The following is a 24066-nucleotide window of genomic DNA, read 5'->3' as shown; positions in this document are numbered from 1 at the left end:
CGAAGCGCATCAACATCCAGTTTCACAACAACAAAACGGTAAGGTTGATATGAGTATCGAAATCAAGACCAACTCGGTGGAACCCATCCGCCATACCTATGGCCACATCGCCCGTCGCTTTGGCGACAAACCGGCAACCCGCTACCAGGAAGCCAGTTACGACATTGAGGCCAAGACCAATTTTCATTATCGGCCGCAGTGGGATTCCGAGCATACCCTGAACGATCCGACGCGCACCGCGATCCGCATGGAAGACTGGTATGCGGTAACCGATCCGCGCCAGTTCTACTACGGCGCCTATGTCGGTAATCGCGCCAAGATGCAGGAAGCGGCAGAGACCAGTTTTGGTTTTTGCGAAAAGCGGAACCTACTGACACGTCTTCCGGAAGAAACCCAGAAGCAACTCCTGCGACTCCTGGTGCCCCTGCGTCATGCAGAGCTTGGTGCCAACATGAACAACAGCAAGATCGCTGGTGATGCCACTGCCACTACCGTTTCCCAGATGCACATCTACACCGGTATGGATCGCCTGGGTATTGGCCAGTACCTGTCCCGGATTGCCCTGATGATTGATGGCAGCACTGGAGCGGGTCTCGATGAATCCAAGGGTTACTGGATGGACGACGAGCTCTGGCAGCCCATGCGCAAACTGGTCGAAGACACCCTTGTGATTGAGGACTGGTTTGAACTGACACTGGTCCAGAACATCCTCATGGACGGCCTCATGTACCCGTTGGTCTACGACAAGATGGACGCGTGGTTTGAAAGCCAGGGTGCAGAGGATGTCTCCATGCTCACTGAATTCATGCGCGACTGGTACAAGGAGTCGCTGCGCTGGACCAACGCCATGCTGAAGGTTGTGGCCGGGGAAAACGACGCCAATCGTGAACTGCTTCAGAAGTGGATCGATCATTGGGAGCCCCAGGCCTACAGCGCGCTGAAACCTCTGGCACAAGCCTCCACCGGCGTTGAAGCGCTGGATGAAGCGCGGGCCGAACTCGCCACCCGTCTCAAAAAATGTGGTTTGCAGAGCCAGGGAGTATCCGCATGAGCCAGCTCGTATTCATTGCCTTTCAGGATAACGACAACGCCCGGTATCTGGCCGAAGCCATTATGGAAGACAACCCGGAAGCGGAGCTCCAGCACCAGCCAGCAATGATCCGGATCCAGGCGGAAAAGCGCCTCGTGATCAACCGGGAAACGATGGAAGAAAAGCTTGGCCGGGACTGGGACGTTCAGGAAATGCTCATCGATGTAATCAGTATCGGCGGCAATGTCGATGAAGACGATGACCACTTCATTCTTCAGTGGAACTAATCGGGAGACCTATCATGGCTGTTAAAAACAAGAAATTGAATCTGAAAGACAAGTACCAGTACCTGACCCGGGATATGTCCTGGGAACCGACCTACCAGAAAAAAGAAGACATATACCCGGACGAGCGGTTCGAGGGCATCAAGATTACCGACTGGTCCCAGTGGGAGGATCCGTTCCGGCTGACCATGGATGCCTACTGGAAGTACCAGGCCGAGAAAGAGAAAAAGCTGTACGCGATTTTTGATGCGTTCGCCCAGAACAACGGCCACCAGAACATTTCAGATGCCCGTTACGTCAACGCGCTGAAGCTGTTTCTGAGTGGTGTATCGCCGCTGGAGCATGCAGCCTTCCAGGGCTATGCCAAGGTTGGCCGTCAGTTCAGTGGTGCCGGAGCTCGGGTGGCGTGCCAGATGCAGGCCATTGACGAGCTGCGTCATTCCCAGACGCAACAGCACGCCATGAGCCACTACAACAAACACTTCAACGGTTTACATGATGCTGCGCACATGCATGACCGGGTGTGGTTCCTGTCGGTGCCGAAGTCGTTCTTTGACGACGCTCGCTCTGCCGGCCCGTTCGAGTTTCTGACGGCAATTTCGTTCTCGTTCGAGTATGTGCTGACCAACCTGTTGTTCGTTCCGTTCATGTCCGGCGCTGCCTACAACGGCGATATGGCAACCGTTACCTTCGGTTTCTCCGCCCAGTCAGATGAAGCCCGGCACATGACTCTTGGTCTTGAGGTGATCAAGTTCATTCTGGAGCAGCACGAAGACAACGTGCCCATCGTCCAGCAATGGATCGACAAGTGGTTCTGGCGTGGTTTCCGCCTGTTGAGCCTGGTCGGGATGATGATGGACTACATGTTGCCGAACAAGGTCATGTCCTGGGCCGAGGCCTGGGAGGTTTATTACGAGCAGAACGGGGGCGCGCTGTTCAAGGACCTGGAGCGTTATGGCATTCGTCCGCCCAAGTACCAGGACATCGCCAACGATGCCAAGAACCATGTCAGCCATCAGGCCTGGTCAACCTTCTACCAGTACGGTCATGCCACCAATTTCCATACCTGGATGCCCGAAAAGGAAGAGCTGGACTGGCTGTCCCAGAAGTACCCGGACACCTTCGACAAGTACTACCGTCCGCGCTTTGAGCACTGGGCGAAGGAGCACGCTGAAGGTCGTCGCTTCTACAACAACACGCTGCCCCAGCTGTGTCAGGTGTGCCAGATACCGACCATTTTCACCGAGAAAGACGATCCGACCATGCTCAGCCATCGGCAGATCGAGCATGAGGGCGAACGTTATCACTTCTGCTCCGACGGCTGCTGTGACATTTTCAAGAACGAGCCGGAGAAGTACGTGCAGGCCTGGCTGCCCGTGCATCAGATCTATCAGGGCAACTGTGAAGGTGGCGATGTCGAGACGGTGGTTTCGAAGTACTACCACATCAATATCGGCGAAGACAATTTCGACTACGTAGGGTCCCCGGACCAGAAGCGCTGGCTCGCCATCAAGGGCAAGTCATCCGAGGAAAAGACGGAGAGCGCCAAGCAAGACGCAGCCTGATCCGGGATTCGCCCGGTGTTACCGGCATCGGGCGTTTCACCCACAAAAACAACAAGGTGACCATCATGAGTGTGAACGCTTTATACGATTACAAGTTTGAACCACGGGACAAGGTGGAGAACTTCCATGGCATGCAGTTGCTGTATCTCTACTGGCCCCACCACCTGATGTACTGCTCGCCGTTTGCTTTTCTGGTGCAGCCGGATATGACTTTCGGAGCCTTTATCGAGGAGGTGCTGAAGCCTGCGGTTGAGGCCCATCCAGAATCGGCCAAAGCCAGGTTTCTGGATGCTCAATGGCAACTGAACGGCGAGTCCTTCAAGCCAGATGCCTCGGCCACCCTCAAGGACAGTGGCATTGACCACAAGAGCATGCTGACTGTGATCACTCCAGAACTGAACGGCATCGCCGGCTCTGCATCCTGAGGTAAGCGCCATGAGTCACACCGTAACGATCGAGCCCATCGGCGAGCAGATTGAAGTGGAGGATGGGCAGACCATTCTGCAAGCAGCACTGCGCCAGGGTGTCTGGTTGCCCTTTGCGTGCGGGCATGGCACCTGCGCCACCTGCAAGGTCCAGGTACTGGAAGGTGATGTCGAAATTGGTGACGCCTCGCCCTTCGCCCTGATGGATATCGAACGTGACGAGGGCAAGGTATTGGCCTGCTGTGCCACGGTCGAGAGCGATGTCACCATCGAAGCGGATATCGATGTGGACCCGGATTTCGAGGGCTACCCGGTTGAGGACTATACCGCCACTGTGACGGACATCGTGGAGCTATCTCCAACCATCAGGGGCGTGCATCTGAAGCTGGATCGCCCCATGACCTTCCAGGCGGGCCAATACATCAACATTGAGTTGCCCGGTGTCGATGGCGCGCGGGCATTCTCTCTGGCTAACCCGCCGGGCAAAGCGGACGAAGTGGAGCTGCATGTTCGTCTCGTTGAGGGCGGTGCTGCCACTACTTACATCCACGAACAACTGAAAACCGGTGATGCACTGAATCTTTCAGGTCCCTACGGCCAGTTCTTTGTGCGCAGCTCCCAGCCGGGCGATCTGATCTTCATCGCTGGCGGTTCAGGGCTGTCCAGCCCCCAATCGATGATTCTGGATCTTCTGGAGCAGGACGATGAGCGCAAGATCGTTCTGTTCCAGGGCGCTCGCAACCTGGCGGAACTCTACAACCGGGAGCTGTTCGAGGCTTTGGATCGCGATCACGACAACTTCACCTACGTACCGGCGCTTAGCCAGGCCGACGAAGACTCTGAATGGCAGGGCTTTCGTGGCTATGTCCATGACGCAGCCAAAGCCCATTTCGATGGCCGGTTCGCGGGCAACAAGGCCTACCTGTGCGGCCCCCCTCCGATGATTGATGCGGCTATCACAGCGCTTATGCAGGGGCGGTTGTTCGAGCGAGACATCTTCATGGAGAAATTCCTGACAGCGGCTGACGGGGCTGAAGACACCCAGCGTTCGGCCCTGTTCAAGAAGATATAGCCGGAGGCGGGCCATGGGAATCCAGTGCCAGGTAACCAACCGGACAACCGGGGACAGCTTTACCTGCGGTGAAGGGCAAAGCGTTCTCAAAGCGATGGAGCAATGGGGTATGAAGTGCGTTCCCGTCGGCTGCCGCGGTGGTGGCTGCGGGTACTGCAAGATCCGGGTGATTGAGGGCGAGTACGAGTGCGGAAAGATGAGTAGAGCACACGCACCGCCGGAAGCTATTGAGCAAGGGGAGGTCCTTGCGTGCCGGGTCTATCCGGTGACCGATCTGACTATTGAATGCCTGCCGTCGTCGGCGGCGGGCAATACGAGCAAGCAAACAACAACAAAAGCGTTGAGGTAACTGTCATGAAAAAAGGTGTGATGCGTCCCGGCCACGTCCAGATCCGAGTTCTCGATATGGATGAAGCTGTCAAACACTACACGGATCTTCTGGGGCTTATTGAAACCGACCGGGACGATCAGGGTCGTGTGTACCTGAAAGCCTGGACGGAGGTGGACAAGTTCTCTGTCGTGCTCCGAGCCGCAGACGAGCCGGGCATGGACTTTATGGCCTTCAAGGTTGTGGATGAAGCCTCCCTGCAGCAACTGGAACAAGATCTGGTCGATCACGGCGTGGAGGTCGAACAGGTTCCGGAAGACGAACTGAAGGATTGTGGCCGGCGGGTTCGGTTCAACGCCCCGTCCGGCCACGCGTTCGAACTCTACGCTGATAAGAAATACACCGGCAAATGGGGCATTACCGAGGTGAACCCGGAAGCCTGGCCGCGTGGCCTCGATGGGATGAAGGCGGTTCGCTTCGATCACTGCCTGCTTTATGGGCCAGAGTTAGCTGCCACTTACGACCTGTTCGTTAACGTGCTCGGGTTCTATCTGGCCGAGCAGGTGCTGGATGGCGACGGCACCCGAATCGCCCAGTTCCTGACTCTGTCCACAAAGGCCCATGACATTGCCTTTATTCATCATGAAGAGAAAGGCAAGTTCCACCACGCCTCGTTCTACCTTGAAACCTGGGAAGACGTGCTCAGGGCGGCCGACCTGATCTCTATGACAGACACCTCAATTGATATCGGCCCCACGCGGCATGGCCTGACCCATGGCAAGACGATCTATTTCTTCGATCCTTCCGGCAACCGCAACGAAGTGTTCTGTGGCGGAGATTACAACTACCCCGACCACAAGCCGGTCACCTGGCAGGCAGAGCAACTGGGCAAGGCCATCTTCTATCACGACCGGGTACTGAACGAACGGTTCCTGACGGTATTGACCTGACAACCGACACTGGCGCAACAGGATCTAGCAGCAATGAAAGACATTAAACACTACATCAATGGGCAGTACGTTGGTTCGGCCAGTGGCAGGCTGTTCGACAACGTTAATCCTGCGAACGGCAAAGTGATCAGCAGGGTGCACGAAGCTGGCCGGGAAGAGGTGGACGCAGCAGTGAAGGCGGCAAGGGCCGCGCTGCGGGGTCCCTGGGGCAAAATGACCCTGGAACAGCGTACCGCCATCCTTCACAAGGTGGCGGATGGTATCAACGCCCGTTTTGATGAGTTCCTGGAGGCAGAGTGTCTCGATACCGGCAAGCCAAAATCTCTGGCCAGCCATATCGACATCCCCCGGGGAGCCGCCAACTTCAAAGTGTTCGCGGACATGATCAAGAACGTGCCCACCGAATCCTTTGAAATGCCTACTCCGGATGGTACCGGTGCACTGAACTACGCCGTTCGTCGCCCTAAAGGCGTGATCGGCGTTATCAGTCCCTGGAACCTGCCTTTGCTGCTGATGACCTGGAAGGTTGGGCCGGCCCTGGCCTGCGGCAATACGGTAGTGGTGAAGCCGTCGGAAGAGACGCCCACCACCACAGCCCTTCTGGGCGAGGTTATGAAAGAAGCCGGACTTCCAGACGGTGTCTACAATGTGGTGCATGGCTTCGGCGGTGATTCCGCCGGTGCCTACCTGACCGAGCACCCGCAGGTTGACGGTTTTACCTTCACCGGCGAGACCGGCACTGGCGAAGTCATCATGAAAGCGGCTGCCAAGGGGATTCGGGATATTTCCCTGGAGCTGGGTGGCAAGAATGCAGGCCTGGTATTCGCAGATTGCGATATGGACAAGGCCATTGAGGGCACCATGCGTTCTGCTTTTGCCAACTGCGGCCAGGTCTGCCTGGGGACCGAACGGGTTTACGTTGAACGTTCGATTTTCGACGAGTTCGTTGGCCGTCTGAAGGAAGCTGCGGAGGGTCTGAAGATCGGTCCCCCCGATGATGCCGAAGCCAACCTTGGGCCTCTGGTGAGCCTCAAGCATCGTGAAAAAGTCCTCTCCTACTATCAGAAAGCGGTTGATGACGGTGCCACTGTGGTCACCGGTGGCGGTGTGCCGGATATGCCGGCAGAGCTGGCGGGCGGAGCCTGGGTTGAGCCGACTATCTGGACCGGTCTCGCGGACGACTCCGCGGTGGTGACGGACGAAATCTTCGGTCCCTGTTGCCACATCCGTCCCTTCGATACCGAAGAGGAGGCCATCGAACTGGCCAACAGCCTTCCCTATGGCCTGGCATCGGCTATCTGGAGCGAAAACATTACCCGTGCCCACCGGGTCGCCGGCCAGATTGAAGCCGGGATTATCTGGGTGAACAGCTGGTTCCTGCGGGATCTGCGCACACCTTTCGGCGGTAGCAAGCAATCCGGCGTCGGTCGTGAAGGTGGTGTCCACTCCCTTGAGTTCTACACCGAAATGAAAAATATCTGTGTCAAATTATGAGGTTGTCATGAACGCATCTGCAGGCAGCCCTGAAATCGGGCGTGAGATTGTTGCCGCAGGCTATCGCACAAACGTCCATGACCAGGGAGAGGGCGGTTTTCCGGTGATGATGATTCACGGTTCCGGTCCCGGCGTTACCGCCTGGGCAAACTGGCGCTTGGTCATTCCGGAGCTGGCCAAACACCGCCGGGTGGTTGCGCCGGACATGCTGGGCTTCGGTTACAGCGAGCGTCCCGAATATCAGATCTACAACCGGGAGCGCTGGGTGAAGCACGCTCTGGGTGTAATGGATGAACTGGATCTTGAGCAGGTCGACCTGGTGGGGAATTCCTTTGGCGGTGGTCTCGCCCTCGCGCTCGCAATCGAGCACCCCGAGCGTGTGCGGCGGTTGGTGCTGATGGGTTCGGTGGGCGTCAATTTTCCGATCACCAAAGGACTCGACGAGGTCTGGGGGTACGAGCCGTCCCTGGAGACCATGCGCCGATTGATGGATGTGTTCGCCTTTAACAAAGGGCTGTTGACCGATGAGCTGGCAGAAATGCGTTATCAGGCAAGCGTCCGGCCCGGATTTCAGGAGTCGTTCTCGGCCATGTTCCCCGCTCCCCGTCAACGTTGGGTCGACAATCTGGCCAGTAACGAAGATGACATCCGGGGGCTGCCCCACGAGACCCTGATTCTTCACGGCCGGGAGGACGAGGTTATTCCTCTCGAAGCCTCCTATCGCCTTGCTGAATTGATCGACCGGGCACAGCTGCATGTGTTCGGGCGTTGTGGGCACTGGACCCAGATTGAACATGCCGGTCGATTTGCACGACTGGTAAACGATTTTCTTAACGAGGCCGACCAGGCCGCTGGCGGAGGTAAGTAATGGAACAGTCAAAAATTCAGGCCTTCGGTGACGAGCTCTACCAGGCCATGACAAGTCGGGAAGCCGTCAGCCCGCTGACCAGCCGTGGTGAAGACATAACCGTTGACGACGCCTATCACATCTCGCTTCGAATGCTGGAGCGTCGTTTGGCGGACGGGGCCTCGATCATTGGCAAGAAGATCGGTGTAACCAGCAAGGCGGTGCAGAACATGCTCAATGTGCACCAGCCAGATTTCGGTTATCTCACCGATGACATGGTATTTAACAGTGGCGAGGTGATGCCCATCAGTGATCGGCTGATTGCCCCCCGAGCTGAAGGCGAAATTGCCTTCATCCTGAAAAAGGATCTGATCGGACCAGGGATCACCAATGCAGATGTGCTGGCGGCAACCGAGTGTGTGATGCCCTGTTTCGAAATCGTCGATTCCCGCATCCAGGACTGGAAAATTGCCATCCAGGACACCATTGCCGACAACGCCTCCTGTGGCTTGTTTGTTCTGGGGGATCAGGCGGTGTCTCCGCGCAAAGTGGACCTGGTGACTTGCGGCATGGTGGTTGAGAAGAACGGCAGTGTTCTCAGTGCCGGGGCCGGAGCGGCAGCACTCGGTTCCCCGGTGAATTGCGTGACCTGGCTGGCCAATACCCTGGGCGAGTTCGGTATTTCCCTGAGGGCGGGCGAGGTCATCCTTTCCGGTTCTCTGGTGCCACTGGAGCCGGTCAAGGCCGGTGACTACATGCGGGTAGACATCGGTGGCATTGGTAGCGCCTCGGTGCGTTTTGCCTGATTGAAAAGAACAATGAGGAATAGGCTATGAGCAAGAAAATCAAGGCAGCGATCATCGGCTCGGGCAACATCGGCACCGACCTGATGATCAAGATCCTGCGCAATGGTAAGAACATTGAAATGGGCGCCATGGTCGGCATTGATCCGGAATCGGACGGTCTGGCCCGTGCTGCCCGGATGGGGGTGGCCACCACTCACGAGGGTGTGGATGGACTGGTAAAGATGCCGGAATTCGCCGACATCGACATCGTATTTGATGCAACCTCCGCGAAGGCCCACATGCACAACGAAGTGTTTCTGCGCGGCCATAAGGAGAGCATCAAGATTATTGATATGACTCCTGCGGCGATCGGCCCCTACTGTGTGCCGGTGGTGAACCTTGAGCAGCAGCTTCAGGAAGGCAACGTCAACATGGTTACCTGCGGCGGCCAGGCCACCATCCCCATGGTTGCGGCGGTATCTCGAGTGGCCAAGGCCCATTACGCCGAAATTGTAGCGTCGATTTCCAGCAAGTCGGCCGGCCCGGGCACCCGCGCCAACATCGACGAGTTTACCGAAACCACCTCCCGGGCCATCGAAGTGGTGGGCGGTGCCCAGAAGGGCAAGGCCATCATCATTCTGAACCCGGCCGAGCCGCCCCTGTTGATGCGCGATACTGTGTACGTACTCTCCGACGCCGCCGACAAGGCTGAAGTGGAAGCCTCGGTGGAAGAAATGGTCCAGGCCGTAAACAGCTATGTGCCAGGCTACCGTCTCAAGCAGAAAGTGCAGTTTGATGACATCCCCGAAGACCAGCCCATGAACGTTCCAGGCCTGGGTCGCTTCAGCGGCCTGAAGACCTCCATCTTCCTGGAAGTGGAGGGCGCCGCCCATTACCTGCCGGCCTACGCCGGAAATCTGGACATCATGACCTCCGCCGCTCTCGGTACCGCCGAGCGCATCGCCGAATCGCTGGTCAACTGAGGAGGATATTCCCATGACATTCAACCCCGGCAAAAAACTCTACATCTCCGACGTGACCCTGCGCGACGGCAGCCACGCTATCCGCCATCAGTACTCCATCAAGAACGTGCAGGACATCGCACGGGCACTGGACAAGGCCAAGGTGGACTCCATTGAGGTGGCCCATGGCGACGGGCTGCAGGGCTCGAGCTTCAACTACGGCTTCGGTGCTCACACCGACCTGGAGTGGATTGAAGGTGTGGCTGAGGTGGTGACCCATTCCAAAATTGCCACCCTGCTGCTGCCCGGCATTGGCACCGTCCATGACCTGGACAACGCCTACAACGCCGGCGCACGGATCGTTCGGGTTGCGACCCATTGCACCGAGGCGGATGTCTCCAGGCAACACATCGAACACGCCCGCAAACTGGGTATGGACACGGTGGGCTTCCTGATGATGAGCCACATGCAGACCCCGAAGGGGTTGGCGGAGCAGGCCAAGCTGATGGAAGACTACGGCGCTACCTGCCTTTACGTCGTCGACTCCGGCGGTGCGATGAACATGAACGACATCCGGGATCGCTTCCGGGCACTCAAAGACGTTCTCAAACCGGAAACCCAGACGGGCATGCATGCCCACCACAACCTCGCATTGGGCGTGGCCAATTCCATTGTTGCCGTTGAAGAAGGCTGTGACCGGATTGATGCCTCCCTGGCCGGAATGGGCGCCGGTGCCGGCAACGCGCCTCTGGAAGTGTGCATCGCCGCCTTCGATAAGATGGGCTGGGAGCACGGCACGGACGTGTATGCTCTGATGGATGCGGCCGATGACATTGTTCGCCCGCTGCAGGACCGCCCGGTACGGGTCGATCGCGAAACCCTGGCGCTGGGCTACGCCGGTGTGTATTCCAGCTTCCTGCGCCATTCTGAAGTGGCGGCGCAAAAATACGGTCTCAAAGCCGTGGACATTCTGGTTGAACTGGGCAAACGCCGCATGGTGGGTGGCCAGGAAGACATGATTGTGGACGTGGCGCTGGATTTGCTGGCGGCCAAGAAGGAGCAAAGCGCATGAGTAAAACATTAACCCAAGAGCAGGTTCTGGCTCTGGCCGAGCATGTGGAAAACGCCGAACTCCAGGCCCACGACATCACCAAGGTCACCAACGACTTTCCGGATATGACCTTTGAGGATGCTTACGATGTGCAGTGGGAGATCCGCCGTCGCAAGGAAGGCCGCGGGAACAAGATCGTAGGCATGAAGATGGGACTCACCTCCTGGGCGAAGATGGCCCAGATGGGGGTAGAGACGCCGATCTACGGGTTCCTGGCGGATTACTTCAGCGTGCCTGATGGAGGAGTGGTAAACACTAAAGAGCTGATCCACCCGAAAATCGAAGCGGAGATTGCCTTCGTCACCAAGGCGCCCCTCAAGGGCCCGGGCTGTCATATTGGCCAGGTACTGGCAGCGACTGACTTTGTTATTCCCGCCGTGGAAGTGATCGATTCCCGCTATGAAAACTTCAAGTTCGACCTGGTAAGCGTTGTAGCGGACAACGCCTCATCCACGCGTTTCATCACCGGTGGCCAGATGGCCGATGTTGCTGATGTGGACCTGAAAACCCTGGGTGTTGTGGTCGAGAAGAACGGTGAGGTTGTTGATGTGGGCGCCGGCGCGGCTGTGCTTGGCCACCCGGCTTCCAGTGTTGCCATGCTGGCCAACCTGCTCGCCGAGCGCGGGGAACACATTCCGGCTGGCACCTTCATTATGACCGGAGGCATTACGGCGGCGATTACTGTTGAGCCTGGCGACAATATCACGGTTCGCTACCAGGGGTTGGGTACTGTGTCTGCCCGCTTCGAATAAGGAGATCCCATGCCTGTTGCGCAAATCAATATTATTGAAGGACGGTCGGATGAGCAGAAGGAAATGCTTATCCGGGAGGTGACTGATGCGATTTCACGGTCGTTGGGAGCTCCGGCGGAAAGTGTCCGGATTATTATTACCGAGATGCCCAGGCAGCATTTCGGTATTGGCGGCCAGTCGGCCAAGAAACTGGGGCGCTGACGCCTCGCCTAGCCGGCCTATTTGCTCGCTAATGGCCTGATGGGAGGCTCTGTGCCGAAACTGCCAGTGTTTTACCTGTCCTGTGACAGAGATGCGTATTCAGATCCGATAAGCCAGCCCAGGCTCCGTCGTCTGATCAAGCGGGACATGCAGGTTGGTAACGTCACGTTTATCACCTCTCGAAAGGGCGGCGACAAACCTGAAATTTTTCACCAGTGCGGCAAAGGGCTTCTTGCGGCACGTTTGCAATCGCTGATGGCCGATAGGGGATTCCTGGCCACCATTGAGGGTGGGCGGGATCCCGGATTGGAATCGCTGGCTGAGAGCATGACAGGTGTGTCGCCGGAAGAGGTCATTGAGTTGAGGCTGAATACCGGGATGACCAGTGACGACTACAGGCAGATTGGTCACTGTCTGGAAAAGCTCCGGGAGCAGGGGATTCTTCTGATCTGCCTGGACCAGAAAGAACAGGGCGCGAGCAAGAAAAATCACCAGCCGCACGATACCTATATTCGCAACCTGATTCAGCAGTGGGAGCACGAACAGCTCTGGCTTCAGGCCATGTCAGGGGGCAGTCTGGCCGGGCGCCGAAACAGGAGTGAGCAGGACGTTCCCGTGGCCGATCCCACCCTGTGCGTGCTGAATACTGCCTTCAGCCTGGGAGGCCTGAAAGCCCCGCAAAGGGTTTTCGGCTTTGCACTCAATGAAGACAGCCAGTCACTCGCCGGCTACGGCTGGATGCAATAAACTGAGGAAAACATAAGGGATTACGTTAATGCTCAGAATATTGATCGTGGGTGCCGGTGGTATCGGGGGCTATTACGCCGCCCGCCTGCTGCATGCCGGGCATGAGGTCATTCTGACCGCGCGCGGTGCCCATCTGGCGGTACTTCAGGAACAAGGGCTGACGGTTCAGTACGGGGAAGAGGTGTGGTCGTTCCCGGTTCAGGCGTTGGATCATTCCGGACTGGTTGCCGGCTACAGTCCAGATGTTTTTGACGTTGTTCTGGTCACGCTCAAATCCACGGCGACTGAAGCGATGCTGGCGGAGCTGGGCCCCTGGCTCTACCACGGCACAGTGCCTGTCCTGTCGCTTCAGAACGGGGTGGACAATGAGCCTGCTCTGGCATCATTGTTGGGGGCGCAAAGGGTCTTGGGTGGCTTGGCCGTTCGAATTGGTGGCCATATCGTCCAGCCGGGCGTAGTGGAAGCCGAGGGGCCTGCCCAAATTGTTATGGGTGAATGGCCTCTGGCCGTCGGAGCTGACCGCCGGGGCGCGTTGCTGGAGCGTTTGCGGTCAGAATTCGAGGCGGCCGGGATTCCGGCAACCGTTTCCGACAACATCCGTTACGAGCTTTGGCGCAAGCTGGTGATCAACAACGGCGTTAATCCCCTCTCAGCCTTGACGGGTCTGGATACCCGGAGCCTGACCCACCACCCGGAATTCCAGAAGATTGTCCACGGAATGATGGCAGAAACAGTGGCGGCCTCTAAAGCCGATGACGTGAACCTCGGGCCTGAAGATCTGGCCGAGATGTTCGATCTGATCAGCAACTTCAACGCCATCAAAACATCCATGTTGATCGATAAGGAAAAAGGCCGGCCCCTTGAACTCGACAGCATCGCTGGTGTGGTGCTGAGACGCTGCGAGCGCTTGGGTATTGAGGCGCCATACACCAGAACGGTCAATGCCCTGCTATCCCACTCGCAGAACTAGCGATCCGTCAGTTTTAGCTCAATTCGCCGGTTGCGCTGCAGGGCTTCCGGCGAGGTCCCTTCTGCCACCGGGAAAAACTCACCGAAGCCGGCTGCCGCCATGCGCCGTTCCGGCACACCCTGGTCAGCCAGGTAGCGAACCACCGCAACCGCGCGAGCGGTTGAGAGCTCCCAGTTCGAGGGGAATCTCTGGGTATTGATGGGCAATATGTCTGTGTGGCCATCAATCCTCAGAATCCAGTCCACGTCGTCCGGAATCCTGGCTGAAACATCCAGCAGCAAATCAGCAAGCTTGTCCAACTCTTGCCGGCCTTCCTCACCCAGTTCTGCCGAGGCGGAAGCAAACAGCAGTTCAGAGGGCAGCAAAAAGCGGTCGCCGACGATCCGGACATTTTCGTTGCCGGCCAGAATATCCCGGAGCCGGGCAAAGAACTCGGATTGGTACTGTTCGAGCTGGTTGACGCGCTCAGCCAACAGGGTGTTGAGCCGTCGGCTGACTTGTTCAAGTTCCTGTTCCTTGTCGGCGGTCATTTGTTCCTGCAGCTCCAGCGCGGAGGCAATCTGCCTGAGTTGTTCCCGCAATGAGGCTATCTGGTTCGACAGTCTCAGGATCATCGCCTGCTGGCTGGCCGATATATCGTCTTTCTCGTCAATCGACTCCTCCATGCTGGCCAGCCGCTCCGATTGCGCATCGGCCATGGCGGTTTGCCGCATCAGTTGTTCACGGGTGGATTCCAGCTGACCGACCAGACTGTTGTTCCGCTCCTGAAGGCTGGTTAACTGATTTTCCAGTGCCTCGCTTCTGTTTTCTTCCAGGCCGAGCAATTCCGAGAGCTCGTTCAACTGGGCATTGAGTCGGGCAAGCTGGGTATCCCGGTCAGAGAGTGTCTGGGACAGGTAGAGCTGGCTGACCACGTAGACCAGTAGCATGAAGATCACCAGCATCAACAAGGCCGAAAGGGCATCCACGTACCCTGGCCAGACGTTGGTGGTGCTTCGGCTTCGACGTCTGGAACCGATCATGACAGGTCGTTCTCGTCGTCTACCCGGTCTACGAGGTTGGTCACGCCCGTCAGCCACTCTTCAAGGCCGTCGTAGAAACGGTTCTGGGCATGGCCAGCCTGGATGTCGAGGAAACCGAGGATCAGCGAGCCGCCGAGGCCCAGCAGGGAAGAGCTGAAGGCCGTGCCCATGCCCTCGAGGGGCGTGAGCAGGCCTTCCTGAAGCTCCGCAAACACCTTGCCGAAGTCTTCCTGGCTCATATCCAGGCCGGTAATGACCTGGCCGACCGAGTTGATGGTGCCCAGCAGGCCCCAGAAGGTACCCAGCAGACCGAGGAAGACCAGCAGGCTGATGAAGTAGCGGGTGATTTCCCGCTGTTCGTCCATGCGCGAATGGATGCCGTCGAGCACGGTTCTCAGTGACAGGGTGGATAGCGTGAATCGGTCCTTGGTCGCATCCTCGCCGAGCTGTCTTGCCAGCGGCTTCAACAATTGGGGTTCTTGAACCACGGAAAGTCCGGCATGGCCGGTTCTGAACTGGGCGATCCACTTCAATTCCGGAAACAGCACGAAAACCTGCCGGTAGGTGAGGGCAATGCCGATGATCAGAACTCCGAGAATCAGCAGATTGAAAACCCAGTTGGCCATAAAGGCCGAGACCAGGGGCTTATGGATCAGGGCACCGACAATAACGACCACGCCGAGAAACAGCGTCATCCAGAAAAGGGTGTGTTTGGGGTTGCTCATAGCGTTCGCCAGCTTTTTTGAGATATTCCTCAAAACGTTAGCACAGATATGAGAACCTGTTGGCGACAGTAACTGAACTTTAATCGGAGCGCTTCATGGCTGGTGATCTGCCTTTCCGCTTTCGCTTCCGGGTTCGCTATGGCGAATGCGATGCTCAGGGTGTGGTGTTCAACGCCCGTTATGCGGATTTTGTCGATATTGCTGTAAACGAATACATTCGCACGTTGTTTGGCGATTACCAGCACCTGTTGGATCAGGACCTGGATATCCAGGTGGTGAGCCTTACCGTGAACTGGAAAGCCCCGGCAAAGTTCGATGATGTACTGGAAGCCCGTATCCGGGCGGGAAGAATCGGCAACACCTCGTTCACGTTACATCTGGAGTTTTTCCGGTACGGGGATGGGGCGTTTATCGTCGATGCCGACGTCACCTACGTGGTGATTCAGCCTTCAGTGATGGCGAAGGTCACGATACCGGATCGTATTCGTGAATTGCTTGAGAACGGCGCTCCCGGTGAGTTGATCAGTCACGCAGGGGAGTCATCTTAAAACCTGAAAACGGGGCCAGATGAGCATTTCATCTGACCCCGGATTCATGGTCCGGTTTTTTCGGATCAGGCTTCTTGAAGCGCCTGAACTACGGCCTTCGCTGCACCCTCTGAGGATGCCGGGTTCTGCCCGGTAATCAGCTTGCCGTCCACCACAATGTGCGGTGCCCAGTCGTCACCCCGGATGTAGGTGGCGGTGTTCTCCTTCAGCATATCCTCCAGCAGGAAGGGCACCACACCGCTGAGGCCTACCGCTTCTTCCTCACTGTTGGTGAAGCCCGTGACTTCCCGGCCGCCTACGATGTTCTGGCCCGGCTTCACTTGCACATTCTTGAACACGGCAGGCGCATGGCAGACTGCACCGATTACCTTGTCCTGCTCGTAGGCAGTTTTGATCAGGGCAATGGATTTTTCGTCGTTGACCAGATCCCACAGCGGACCGTGGCCACCTGGATAGAAAATCGCATCGTATTCGTTCATATCCACATCGCCAAGCTTCTTGGTGCTGGCCAGCGATTCCTTGGCATGGGCATCCTGCTGGAACCTACGGGTGGTTTCAGTAAGTGCTTCCTCCGCCTCACTGTTGGGATCTACCGGCGGCTGGCCGCCCTTGGGTGACGCAATGGTGATGTCTGCGTCGGCGTCCCGGAAAACATAGTAAGGCGCGGTGAACTCTTCGAGCCAGAAGCCGGTCTTATGGCCGGTGTCGCCCATCTGGTCATGGGATGTAAGAACCATCAGAATTTTCATGGTGTCCGTCCTTTTCATTGACGAATGAATGGCGCTTCTCGATTGCTGTGTAAATGAACTTGTGCCACGGGTGACCGAATTCAACCGTGAGTACGTAATTCCAACAATCCCGGATCTTGAACCGTCTATACTGGAGACAGATGATCAGACCTCACAAAAATGTGAAAACCTCACAGGCAAGGACGACTGGAATGCGAGTGTTTACCACTGCTCTTCTGGTCGCGTTGGTGTTTCCGGTTTCGGCACAGCAGGGCACGGAAACCGTGGAAGCACTGACCGTAACCGTGGGAGCCAATCATGCGCCCCCGTACCGGATCATCCAGGGTGGGGAGCCAACCGGCCTCTACGTGGATATCTTCGAGGAAATTGCCGATCGGCTGGGCTGGAGAGTACATTATCGAGAGGCGCCTTTCCGACGGGTCTTGAGAATGGTCCAGCAGGGCGAGGTGGATGTGATGCTGGGTCCCCTGGAGACCCCGGGGCGGACCGAGCTCATGGAGTTTGTGGCGCCGGCATTTCCACCGGAGCGGCGATTGTTTTTTTACCTGAACGAAGAGAATCGCATTGAGCGTTACGCCGATCTTTATGGAAGAGCCATTGGCGTTCTGGAAGGAGCGTCGTATTTTTCCCGGTTTGATGGTGATGAGAAGCTTCTCAAGGAGCGTGCGCCCCGTTACGAAAATCTGATGCTGATGATGCAGAAAGGCCGGGTAGATGTCGTTATCGCGCCAGAGCTCGTTGGTTTGTACACGGTTGAGAAGCTGGGGCTGGATGTTGAGGTTTCACCGTTCTTTGTGCCCGGAGAGCGCTCCTACATTGCTGTTGCGAAAAGCTCGCCAGTGCTGAAGTACGCCGATGATATTCGGGCGGCGCTCAAACTGATTGAAATGGAAGGCACACAAGATGACCTGTTGTTTGAGTATCTAGATCGAGTTGCTGAATGATTCCCGAACAGTCTGATCTCTGGTTCCTGCCTCTGGGTGGAACCGGAGAAATTGGTATGAACCTAAACCTCTACGGCCACAATGGCGCCTGGTTGATGGTGGATTGTGGCGTTACCTTTCCGAAGCCTGGTCGGCTTGCCGCTGATGGCACGGTGCACCACCGTGGCGAGCCGCACGTGCAGATGGCGGATCCTGCTTTTATTGCCGACCGACGGGACCGTCTGTCGGGCCTGGTTATTACCCATGCCCATGAAGATCACGTTGGCGCTGTTCCCTATCTTTGGCCGCTGCTGCAGTGTCCGATCTATACCAGCCGGTTCACCGCGGAGATTCTGCGTCGAAAACTCGCGGAGTTCGATCTGCTGCACCGCGTTCCGATCATTGAGGTGGAAACTGGCCAGAGCAAACAGATCGGGCCATTCAGCGTTCAATGGCTGGCGCTGACCCACTCTATTCCGGATCCCAATGCTCTTATGATCCGCACGGATGCCGGTAACATCTTCCACAGCGGTGACTGGAAGCTGGATGAGCAGCCGTTGGTAGGCCATGGCTATTCGCCAAAAACCTTTACCGACCTGGCGGAAGCGGGTGTCAACGCCATGGTGTGCGATTCCACCAACGCCACGGTATCGGGACACTCGGTGTCCGAGGCTGCTCTGCACGCAGGTTTGCGGCAGGCTGTCCAATCCGCCGAGGGGCGCGTGGTGGTAACCTGCTTCGGTAGCAATATTGCCCGCTTGCACACGTTGGCCTCCATAGCGCGGGAGACCGGGCGCTACATGGGGCTTCTGGGGCGCTCATTGATTAATATGAGTGGGGCAGCCAAAGCGGCAGGGCTCTGGGATTCGGCAGATCATTTGATCAATCCCTCCCATCTTGGCTACCTGCCGCGGGATGAAGTTCTGGCCGTGGCAACCGGCAGCCAGGGCGAACCCCGAACGGCTTTGCGCAGACTGGCGACCGGCAGTCATTCGGATTTCGAGCTGGAAACGGGCGATACAGTGATCTTCAGCGCCCGTGCCATTCCCGGCAACGAGGAATCCATTGAAGCACTGGTGAGCAGACTGAAAGAACTGGGGGTCAGGGTAGTCACCGCCGAGGATGCTGATTTGCCGATTCATGCGTCAGGTCATCCCGCGCAGGAAGAACTGGAGTTAATGTACAAATGGGTAAGGCCTGCCATTGCCATTCCGGTCCATGGTGAGGCTGAACACATGGAAACGCATGCTGATATAGCCAAAGCAACTGGTGTACCGCGGGCCATGGTGGGCCGAAACGGTGACCTTTTCATGATCCGGCCGGTGCCGGGCATACGTCGTCAGGTTGTCGGAACCGGCCGTCTGGGCTGGCACAAAGAGGGTCTTGTCAGAGTTGAATAAGTCATTTTCTTCTGTTGTCGGTAAGTCACTTGTATTCGCAGTTGCCACCTTGTTTCTGGCACCGGTTCACGCCTTGCCAGACCCTTCCTGCAATACGCTCACCGTGAGCGGGAATCCGGAGTATCCGCCCCTGCTCTGGCGCGACGAACAGCGCCCAGGCTATCTGATTGGCGCGGTGCCTGCTTTGCTAAAGGAAATCACCGAGCCACTCGGTGTCAATGTTGAAGTGAGGGATATTGGCTCCTGGGCCCGGGTTCAGCATTTGGCCCGTCAGGGTGAAATCGACATGGTGACGGGAGCCTTCATCACTTCCGAGCGCATCGGCTACATGGATTATCTTCTTCCTCCGATTACGCATTTGCCAACCGCTGTCTGGGTGCGAAAAGGCAAGGAGTTTGAGTACCGCCATTGGCCAGATTTGGCAGGCAAACGTGGTAGTACACTGATCAACAATAGCTTTGGTCAGAACTTCGATCGGTACGCGGAGCAGAACCTCAGAATCGAAGGCGTGAGGTCAATTGAGCAGTCCTTCCAGATGGCGCTCGTTGACCGGGTGGATTATGTCCTCTATGAAGTATTGCAGGGTGAGGTGAAACTTGAGTACCTGGGTACTGCCGATCAATTTGTTCCCCTGTCGACTCCGGTGAGCCGGGAAGGTCTGTTTTTTACCTTCTCCAAGTCAGCACCATGCAACTCCTACGAGCTTCGGGAGCGACTTGCCGAGCGCCTCTATGAGCTCGTGAACTCTGGTCGCGTGGAAGAGCTGATCAGACGCTACAAGGCTATGTACTCCGCCTCCAGTTGAAGTATGCTGAGTGGGTAGGTGTCAAAGCGGCGCATCGTTTACGTCCAGAGTGAGCCCGTTATCGATGAATCGCTGCAAGACGATTCCGTAGGTTCCGTCAGGAACTTCTTTAATGATCTCGAACGGTTCTCCGACACTGTTAAGAGGCTCACTCTGCAAGTCCAGAAGACGGTATTTTGCAGGCCGCTGTTTGTTTTCATCCCGGACCAAAACCACCTTTGGCTTTCGTCGATTCTTCGGGTTTGAGCCAATCACGATTGCCACTTCGCCTGATTTCATTTCAACAATCGCGCCGGGTGGATAGATTCCGATCAGCAGGACGAACTCCCGGGCAAGCTCAGGATCAAACTGAGTGCCTCTGAAGCGGTGGATGATTTCCAGCGCCTCCCGTGAGGAGCGCCCGCGGTCATAAGCTCGATTGCTTGTGATTGCGTCGTAGGTATCGACGATGGCCACAATTTTGGCGAAATAGGGAATCTGGGAATCAACGAGGCCCCGGGGATAGCCCCTGCCGTCAAGGCGTTCATGGTGGTTGTATGCTACGTCGACGGCCGCATTTACTACGCGGGGAAGGGCCATGAGCATGTCACGGCCCCAGTTGGCGTGGTTTTGCATGAGTCCGTGTTCTTCGGGTGTCAAAGGTCCCGGTTTTTGCAGCAGATCGACCGGGACTTTGGCTTTGCCTATGTCGTGGAGTAGGCCGGACAGCCCCAATGTTCGAATCTCTTCTTCCAGTAATCCCAGCTTTTTAGCGAACGCGGCCGACAGTATCGAAACGTTGAGGCAATGCTCTGCCGTATATTTGTCCTTGTGTTTCAACTTTGTAAGCAGTAGCAGTGCGTCTTCATTTCTCAGGATGCTGTCTACGCAGTTATCCACGACCTCGCGGGCCTTGTTGAGATCAAGTGTGCGACCAACGCGTAGACCGGACATGATGCTGGCGGCAAAGGACTTGGCCTCGGCGTAATGTCCAGATGCTTTTCGTATTTCTCTATCAACACTGACCTTGTTGATGTAAGTAGTCCGCTTACGCGACCGGGAATTGCCGGTTTCCGCAATGGACTCTTGCGGGGGATTCAATATCTCCCGTTCGGATGTCGGTCCATGGAACATGGAAAAGCGGGACTTCGACGATGTCCGTGACTTTCGTTGAGCAATGTCCGGCTCAGTGTTCTTGACTTTGCCTTCAATCACTACGCTTCGGCATTGGGACTGAAGGGCATCGATATCCTTTTGTCGCTGGACCACAAAACCCTGGATCAGGAAATCAGTGTCTTCCCACGGGCGATCAAGCCGGACGACGTGCATTCCGACCCGCAGTTCCGAGACATCAATTTCAAGTTCGACCGTTTCGTATCGCATACCAATCAACCTGGCTGTCTGGAGTTCATCATACGGTCTCGCTATTCCGGGGTCACAGGTTGTCGGCGGTTTTTTGTAGCAGAAATCTAAAATCCTGTAATACGTAATTAAAGAATACACATAAGTATGAACTTACCGAAGCTTGGCTTCGTAAGTGTCTAGGGAAGCTCTTCTCAACTATCATAAATAAATAGTGGAGCTTTCTAGGGAAGGAGGCCGTAGGAATGGTAAGCGCAGTTACCCGGGAGCAACAGGAATTTGTTTACAGGCTCTCTCTGGGCCTGGCCCGGTCAAAGATCGACCAATTGGATGCCAGCGTTCACAGCTTCATCGCTGAGCTTGGTGACAAGCTCTGTTCAGATCGCGCCTACCTGATCACGTTTGAAGAAGCTACCCAGACCATTTCCATCACGCATGAAGCCTGCAAGAACGGCGTGACACCTCAGAGAGAGGCAATCCAGAACGTACCGATGGCCCGCTTTCAATGGCTGATGGACCAGCTGCAAACTCTCCCGGTGCTTGTCATCCCCGAAGTCGAAGAGCTGCCATCTGAAGCCGAAGAGGAGAAACTGGAATTCCAACGGGAGGGTATCCGGAGCCTGGTTCTTGTCGGTTTGAAGCTGGAAGGTCAGGTCCGTGGCATCCTGGGTTTCGATTTTCTTGAACAGTCTCGAGTGCTGGATTCCGAAACAGAAGAATTCGTGCTTCAGGTTGGGGAGATTTTAGGTGCATCTGTCCACCGACAGATCCTGGCCAGTCGTAATGTGAGGTTCGAGAATAGCCTTTATCGTTATTCCGACCAGTTCCCGGGTGTTATCTTCCAGTTCAGGATGTATCCCGACGGGCATGTAAGGTTTCCTTTCATCAGCGAGAAAGTCGAAGATCTATTCGGGCTTGCCGCTGATCTGCTCAGTGCAGATGCCCAACCTCTACTCAACTTGATCGAGGATGAAGACAAGGCATCCTTTTTTGCGAAGGTCGATGAGTCTCGCCAGTGCATGACCCCATTTGAAACTGATTTTCGAGCCCACAAATGCAATGGCACGATGGCCTGGGTGGAAGCCAGATCAGTGCCCGCGCGATTAGCCGACGACAGCATGACCTGGCACGGCTATTTTTTCGATGTTACAGATCGCAAGCAATCGGAATCCGAGATTGAGAAGCTCGCCTTTTACGATCCACTGACCGGTCTGCCAAATCGGCGCCTGTTGCAGGATCGCCTCGCGCAGGCACTTACCGGGAGCACCCGGGACCACAATCACGGTGCTCTGGTATTCATTGATCTTGATAACTTCAAGAACATCAATGACTCTGCGGGGCACCTGACCGGCGATGAGTTGCTGATCCAGGTAGGGGACAGGTTGAAACAGACGGTCCGCGAGTGGGATACCGTTGCCAGGCTCGGCGGCGACGAGTTTGTTCTTGTTCTGAAGGGGTTTCCCGCTGAGACGGCCAACGCAGCAGCGAAGGTTGAGAAAGTCTGCGAGAAAGTCCGTGATGCCCTGAACGAGCCCTATGATCTGAAGGGCATCGAGTACACGGGCACTCCGAGCATTGGCATTACGCTGTTCTATGACCACGACACCTCCCTCGAAGAGCTTCTGAGCCAGGCCGATATGGCTATGTTTCGCGCCAAGGAGGACGGCCGTAATTGCATCCGCTTCTACGACTCCATGATGCAGAAGAAGGTATCCGAGCGCCTGGCTCTTGAGTCGGACCTCAGGATGGCGATACGGAAGAAGCAGCTGGCAGTCCACTATCAGGTCCTGGTGAATGAGAAAGGGGAGCCTGTAGGCGCCGAGGCACTGCTTCGGTGGCATTGCCCAGGGCGCGGCATGGTGTCTCCCGCCGAGTTCATTCCTCTGGCCGAGGAAACCGGTCTCATTGAATCGGTCGGTTACTGGGTGTTGGAGGATGTTTTCTCCCGGGTGGCCAGCTGGAAGAAGCGAGGCGGTGCGTTGTCGCAGCTCCAGGTCTCGATCAACGTGAGCGCAAGGCAGTTCCACCTGCCTTCGTTCTGCTCGACTGTGATGGCGTTATTGAGAAAAACCGGTGCCTCCCCAAGAAACCTGAAAGTTGAAATTACCGAAAGCGCTCTTGCCTACGATCTCGAGTTGGTGGAAGAAATACTTCGCACTCTGAGAAGCATGGGAATACGGATCTCTCTCGATGATTTCGGCACGGGTTATTCATCCCTCGGCTACCTCAAGCGTCTGTCCCTGGATGAGCTGAAAATTGACCAGGGGTTTGTGCGGGACATTCTGGACGACCCGAATGATGCCGCCATCGCCGAGACCATCCTCGCCTTGGCCTCGGCGCTCAAACTGTCAGCTGTGGCCGAAGGTGTGGAAACCAAAGGGCAGTTGGACCGCCTTGTCCTTATGGGTTGCACCCGCTTCCAGGGCTACTATTTCAGCCGGCCACTGCCTGCGCTGGAGTTTGAGGGGTTGATTGAAAAGTCCAGGGCTGATATAGAAAGAACGGCTTGGTAGTTCGCATCCTATCTGTATAAACTGGTGCCTTGCTTCTTTTCCATTTCAAACAACATTGAGAGCAGTCCCCTATGGCAATCTGGACCAGCACCCCGAACCTTGAACACCTTGCCAAAGCCAGCGAAAACACCGCGGTCAGCTACATGGGTATCGAGTACCTTGAAATTGGCGACGACTATGTCAAAGGCCGCATGCCTGTTGATGAGCGTACCGTACAGCCTTTTGGCATTCTGCATGGAGGCGCATCGGTGCTTCTGGCGGAAACCCTTGGCAGTATGGCGGCCAATTGCTGCCTGAAAGACCCTGAAACGGTGGCGGTAGGGCTTGATATCAACGCCAATCATATCCGTCCGGTCACCAAAGGCTGGGTGTACGGCACGGCCAGGCCAGTTCACATAGGTAGTGCCACACAGGTATGGGAGATCCTGCTTGAGAACGAAGAGGGGAAAACCACCTGTATTTCCCGGCTGACCATGGCGGTAACAAAGCGGCCGGGGTGAGTTGCTCCGGGTGCGTT

At 56.4% G+C, this 24066-nt stretch carries 26 protein-coding genes; 22 read left to right on the top strand and 4 right to left on the bottom strand.

Going from position 1 to position 24066, the window contains the following annotated elements:
* Positions 1 to 49 precede the first annotated feature (49 nt).
* From CFT65_RS01065 to CFT65_RS00990, 16 genes are all read left to right on the top strand, one after another.
* Complete coding sequence (locus CFT65_RS01065; protein WP_088826206.1) at positions 50 to 1051, top strand: aromatic/alkene monooxygenase hydroxylase subunit beta; 1002 nt, start codon at positions 50 to 52, stop codon at positions 1049 to 1051.
* Positions 1048 to 1317 carry an MmoB/DmpM family protein gene (locus CFT65_RS01060; RefSeq protein ID WP_014579141.1) on the top strand — a complete coding sequence of 90 codons (270 nt, stop codon included), beginning with the start codon at positions 1048 to 1050 and terminating at the stop codon, positions 1315 to 1317. Before CFT65_RS01065 ends, CFT65_RS01060 begins: the two co-directional genes overlap by 4 nt.
* A 14-nt stretch (positions 1318 to 1331) precedes the next feature.
* Positions 1332 to 2879, top strand: coding sequence for an aromatic/alkene/methane monooxygenase hydroxylase/oxygenase subunit alpha (locus CFT65_RS01055; RefSeq protein ID WP_088826205.1), 1548 nt, complete (start codon positions 1332 to 1334; stop codon positions 2877 to 2879).
* 65 nt (positions 2880 to 2944) lie between these two features.
* Positions 2945 to 3304 (top strand): phenol hydroxylase subunit P4, encoded by a 360-nt coding sequence (locus CFT65_RS01050; protein ID WP_172408402.1) that lies wholly within the window; start codon positions 2945 to 2947, stop codon positions 3302 to 3304.
* Positions 3305 to 3314: 10 nt separating this feature from the next.
* Positions 3315 to 4376 (top strand): NADH:ubiquinone reductase (Na(+)-transporting) subunit F, encoded by a 1062-nt coding sequence (locus CFT65_RS01045; RefSeq protein WP_088826203.1) that lies wholly within the window; start codon positions 3315 to 3317, stop codon positions 4374 to 4376.
* Between the two features lie 13 nt (positions 4377 to 4389).
* Positions 4390 to 4725 carry a 2Fe-2S iron-sulfur cluster-binding protein gene (locus CFT65_RS01040; protein ID WP_088826202.1) on the top strand — a complete coding sequence of 112 codons (336 nt, stop codon included), beginning with the start codon at positions 4390 to 4392 and terminating at the stop codon, positions 4723 to 4725.
* A gap of 5 nt (positions 4726 to 4730) precedes the next feature.
* Positions 4731 to 5654 (top strand): catechol 2,3-dioxygenase, encoded by a 924-nt coding sequence (locus CFT65_RS01035; protein WP_088826201.1) that lies wholly within the window; start codon positions 4731 to 4733, stop codon positions 5652 to 5654.
* 33 nt (positions 5655 to 5687) lie between these two features.
* Positions 5688 to 7148 (top strand): 2-hydroxymuconic semialdehyde dehydrogenase, encoded by a 1461-nt coding sequence (locus CFT65_RS01030; RefSeq protein ID WP_088826200.1) that lies wholly within the window; start codon positions 5688 to 5690, stop codon positions 7146 to 7148.
* A gap of 7 nt (positions 7149 to 7155) precedes the next feature.
* Complete coding sequence (locus tag CFT65_RS01025; protein WP_088828110.1) at positions 7156 to 8016, top strand: alpha/beta fold hydrolase; 861 nt, start codon at positions 7156 to 7158, stop codon at positions 8014 to 8016.
* A complete protein-coding gene (gene dmpE / locus CFT65_RS01020) occupies positions 8016 to 8801 on the top strand; it encodes a 2-oxopent-4-enoate hydratase (RefSeq protein WP_088826199.1) in 786 nt (261 codons plus the stop codon). The genes CFT65_RS01025 and dmpE overlap by 1 nt, the downstream gene beginning before the upstream one ends.
* A gap of 26 nt (positions 8802 to 8827) precedes the next feature.
* A complete protein-coding gene (locus CFT65_RS01015) occupies positions 8828 to 9763 on the top strand; it encodes an acetaldehyde dehydrogenase (acetylating) (protein WP_062783127.1) in 936 nt (311 codons plus the stop codon).
* A 13-nt stretch (positions 9764 to 9776) separates the two neighbouring features.
* Positions 9777 to 10814 (top strand): 4-hydroxy-2-oxovalerate aldolase, encoded by a 1038-nt coding sequence (dmpG, locus tag CFT65_RS01010; RefSeq protein ID WP_088826198.1) that lies wholly within the window; start codon positions 9777 to 9779, stop codon positions 10812 to 10814.
* Positions 10811 to 11605: a 2-oxo-3-hexenedioate decarboxylase gene (gene dmpH / locus CFT65_RS01005; protein ID WP_088826197.1), complete on the top strand. Its 795-nt coding sequence runs from the start codon at positions 10811 to 10813 to the stop codon at positions 11603 to 11605. Before dmpG ends, dmpH begins: the two co-directional genes overlap by 4 nt.
* Before the next feature lie 9 nt (positions 11606 to 11614).
* Positions 11615 to 11806: a 2-hydroxymuconate tautomerase gene (locus CFT65_RS01000; protein ID WP_088826196.1), complete on the top strand. Its 192-nt coding sequence runs from the start codon at positions 11615 to 11617 to the stop codon at positions 11804 to 11806.
* 51 nt (positions 11807 to 11857) lie between these two features.
* Positions 11858 to 12553, top strand: coding sequence for a hypothetical protein (locus CFT65_RS00995; protein ID WP_228705753.1), 696 nt, complete (start codon positions 11858 to 11860; stop codon positions 12551 to 12553).
* 28 nt (positions 12554 to 12581) lie between these two features.
* Positions 12582 to 13523, top strand: a complete 942-nt coding sequence (locus CFT65_RS00990; RefSeq protein WP_172408401.1) for a ketopantoate reductase family protein — start codon at positions 12582 to 12584, stop codon at positions 13521 to 13523.
* Here the strand turns inward: CFT65_RS00990 and CFT65_RS00985 are convergent.
* Together CFT65_RS00985 and CFT65_RS00980 are read right to left on the bottom strand one after the other, a co-directional pair.
* Positions 13520 to 14545 (bottom strand): peptidoglycan -binding protein, encoded by a 1026-nt coding sequence (locus CFT65_RS00985; protein WP_088826195.1) that lies wholly within the window; start codon positions 14543 to 14545, stop codon positions 13520 to 13522. The genes CFT65_RS00990 and CFT65_RS00985 overlap by 4 nt on opposite strands.
* Positions 14542 to 15270 (bottom strand): MotA/TolQ/ExbB proton channel family protein, encoded by a 729-nt coding sequence (locus CFT65_RS00980; protein WP_088826194.1) that lies wholly within the window; start codon positions 15268 to 15270, stop codon positions 14542 to 14544. Before CFT65_RS00980 ends, CFT65_RS00985 begins: the two co-directional genes overlap by 4 nt.
* Positions 15271 to 15365: 95 nt before the next feature.
* Here CFT65_RS00980 and CFT65_RS00975 point away from each other — a divergent pair, with 95 nt between their 5' ends.
* Positions 15366 to 15818: an acyl-CoA thioesterase gene (locus tag CFT65_RS00975; RefSeq protein ID WP_088826193.1), complete on the top strand. Its 453-nt coding sequence runs from the start codon at positions 15366 to 15368 to the stop codon at positions 15816 to 15818.
* 65 nt (positions 15819 to 15883) lie between these two features.
* On the opposite strand, the gene CFT65_RS00970 is transcribed toward CFT65_RS00975, so the two are convergent.
* Positions 15884 to 16567, bottom strand: coding sequence for a type 1 glutamine amidotransferase domain-containing protein (locus tag CFT65_RS00970; RefSeq protein WP_088826192.1), 684 nt, complete (start codon positions 16565 to 16567; stop codon positions 15884 to 15886).
* A 191-nt stretch (positions 16568 to 16758) separates the two neighbouring features.
* Between CFT65_RS00970 and CFT65_RS00965 the strand changes: the two genes are divergently transcribed.
* From CFT65_RS00965 to CFT65_RS00955, 3 genes are read left to right on the top strand one after another with little or no spacing between them, the layout of a single operon-like run.
* Complete coding sequence (locus CFT65_RS00965) at positions 16759 to 17511, top strand: substrate-binding periplasmic protein (RefSeq protein ID WP_172408400.1); 753 nt, start codon at positions 16759 to 16761, stop codon at positions 17509 to 17511.
* Entirely contained in the window at positions 17508 to 18890 is a 1383-nt protein-coding gene (locus tag CFT65_RS00960; protein WP_088826190.1) for a ribonuclease J, read from the top strand. Before CFT65_RS00965 ends, CFT65_RS00960 begins: the two co-directional genes overlap by 4 nt.
* Positions 18883 to 19695, top strand: a complete 813-nt coding sequence (locus tag CFT65_RS00955; RefSeq protein ID WP_228705752.1) for a substrate-binding periplasmic protein — start codon at positions 18883 to 18885, stop codon at positions 19693 to 19695. The genes CFT65_RS00960 and CFT65_RS00955 overlap by 8 nt, the downstream gene beginning before the upstream one ends.
* 21 nt (positions 19696 to 19716) lie before the next feature.
* Here CFT65_RS00955 and CFT65_RS00950 read toward each other — a convergent pair whose 3' ends face one another.
* On the bottom strand, positions 19717 to 21057 hold the full coding sequence (locus tag CFT65_RS00950; protein ID WP_088826189.1) for an HD-GYP domain-containing protein: 1341 nt from the start codon (positions 21055 to 21057) through the stop codon (positions 19717 to 19719).
* Positions 21058 to 21281: 224 nt separating this feature from the next.
* Between CFT65_RS00950 and CFT65_RS00945 the strand changes: the two genes are divergently transcribed.
* A complete protein-coding gene (locus CFT65_RS00945; RefSeq protein WP_088826188.1) occupies positions 21282 to 23549 on the top strand; it encodes a putative bifunctional diguanylate cyclase/phosphodiesterase in 2268 nt (755 codons plus the stop codon).
* 71 nt (positions 23550 to 23620) lie between these two features.
* The gene (locus CFT65_RS00940) at positions 23621 to 24049 is read left to right on the top strand and encodes a hotdog fold thioesterase (RefSeq protein ID WP_088826187.1); all 429 of its coding nucleotides are present in this window, start codon (positions 23621 to 23623) and stop codon (positions 24047 to 24049) included.
* Positions 24050 to 24066: the final 17 nt, after the last annotated feature.

Source organism: Marinobacter sp. es.048, assembly GCF_900188435.1.
Classification (GTDB): Bacteria; Pseudomonadota; Gammaproteobacteria; order Pseudomonadales; family Oleiphilaceae; genus Marinobacter.
The sequence above is the reverse complement of the archived record's forward strand: the minus strand, read 5'-3'. Positions and strand labels throughout refer to the sequence as shown.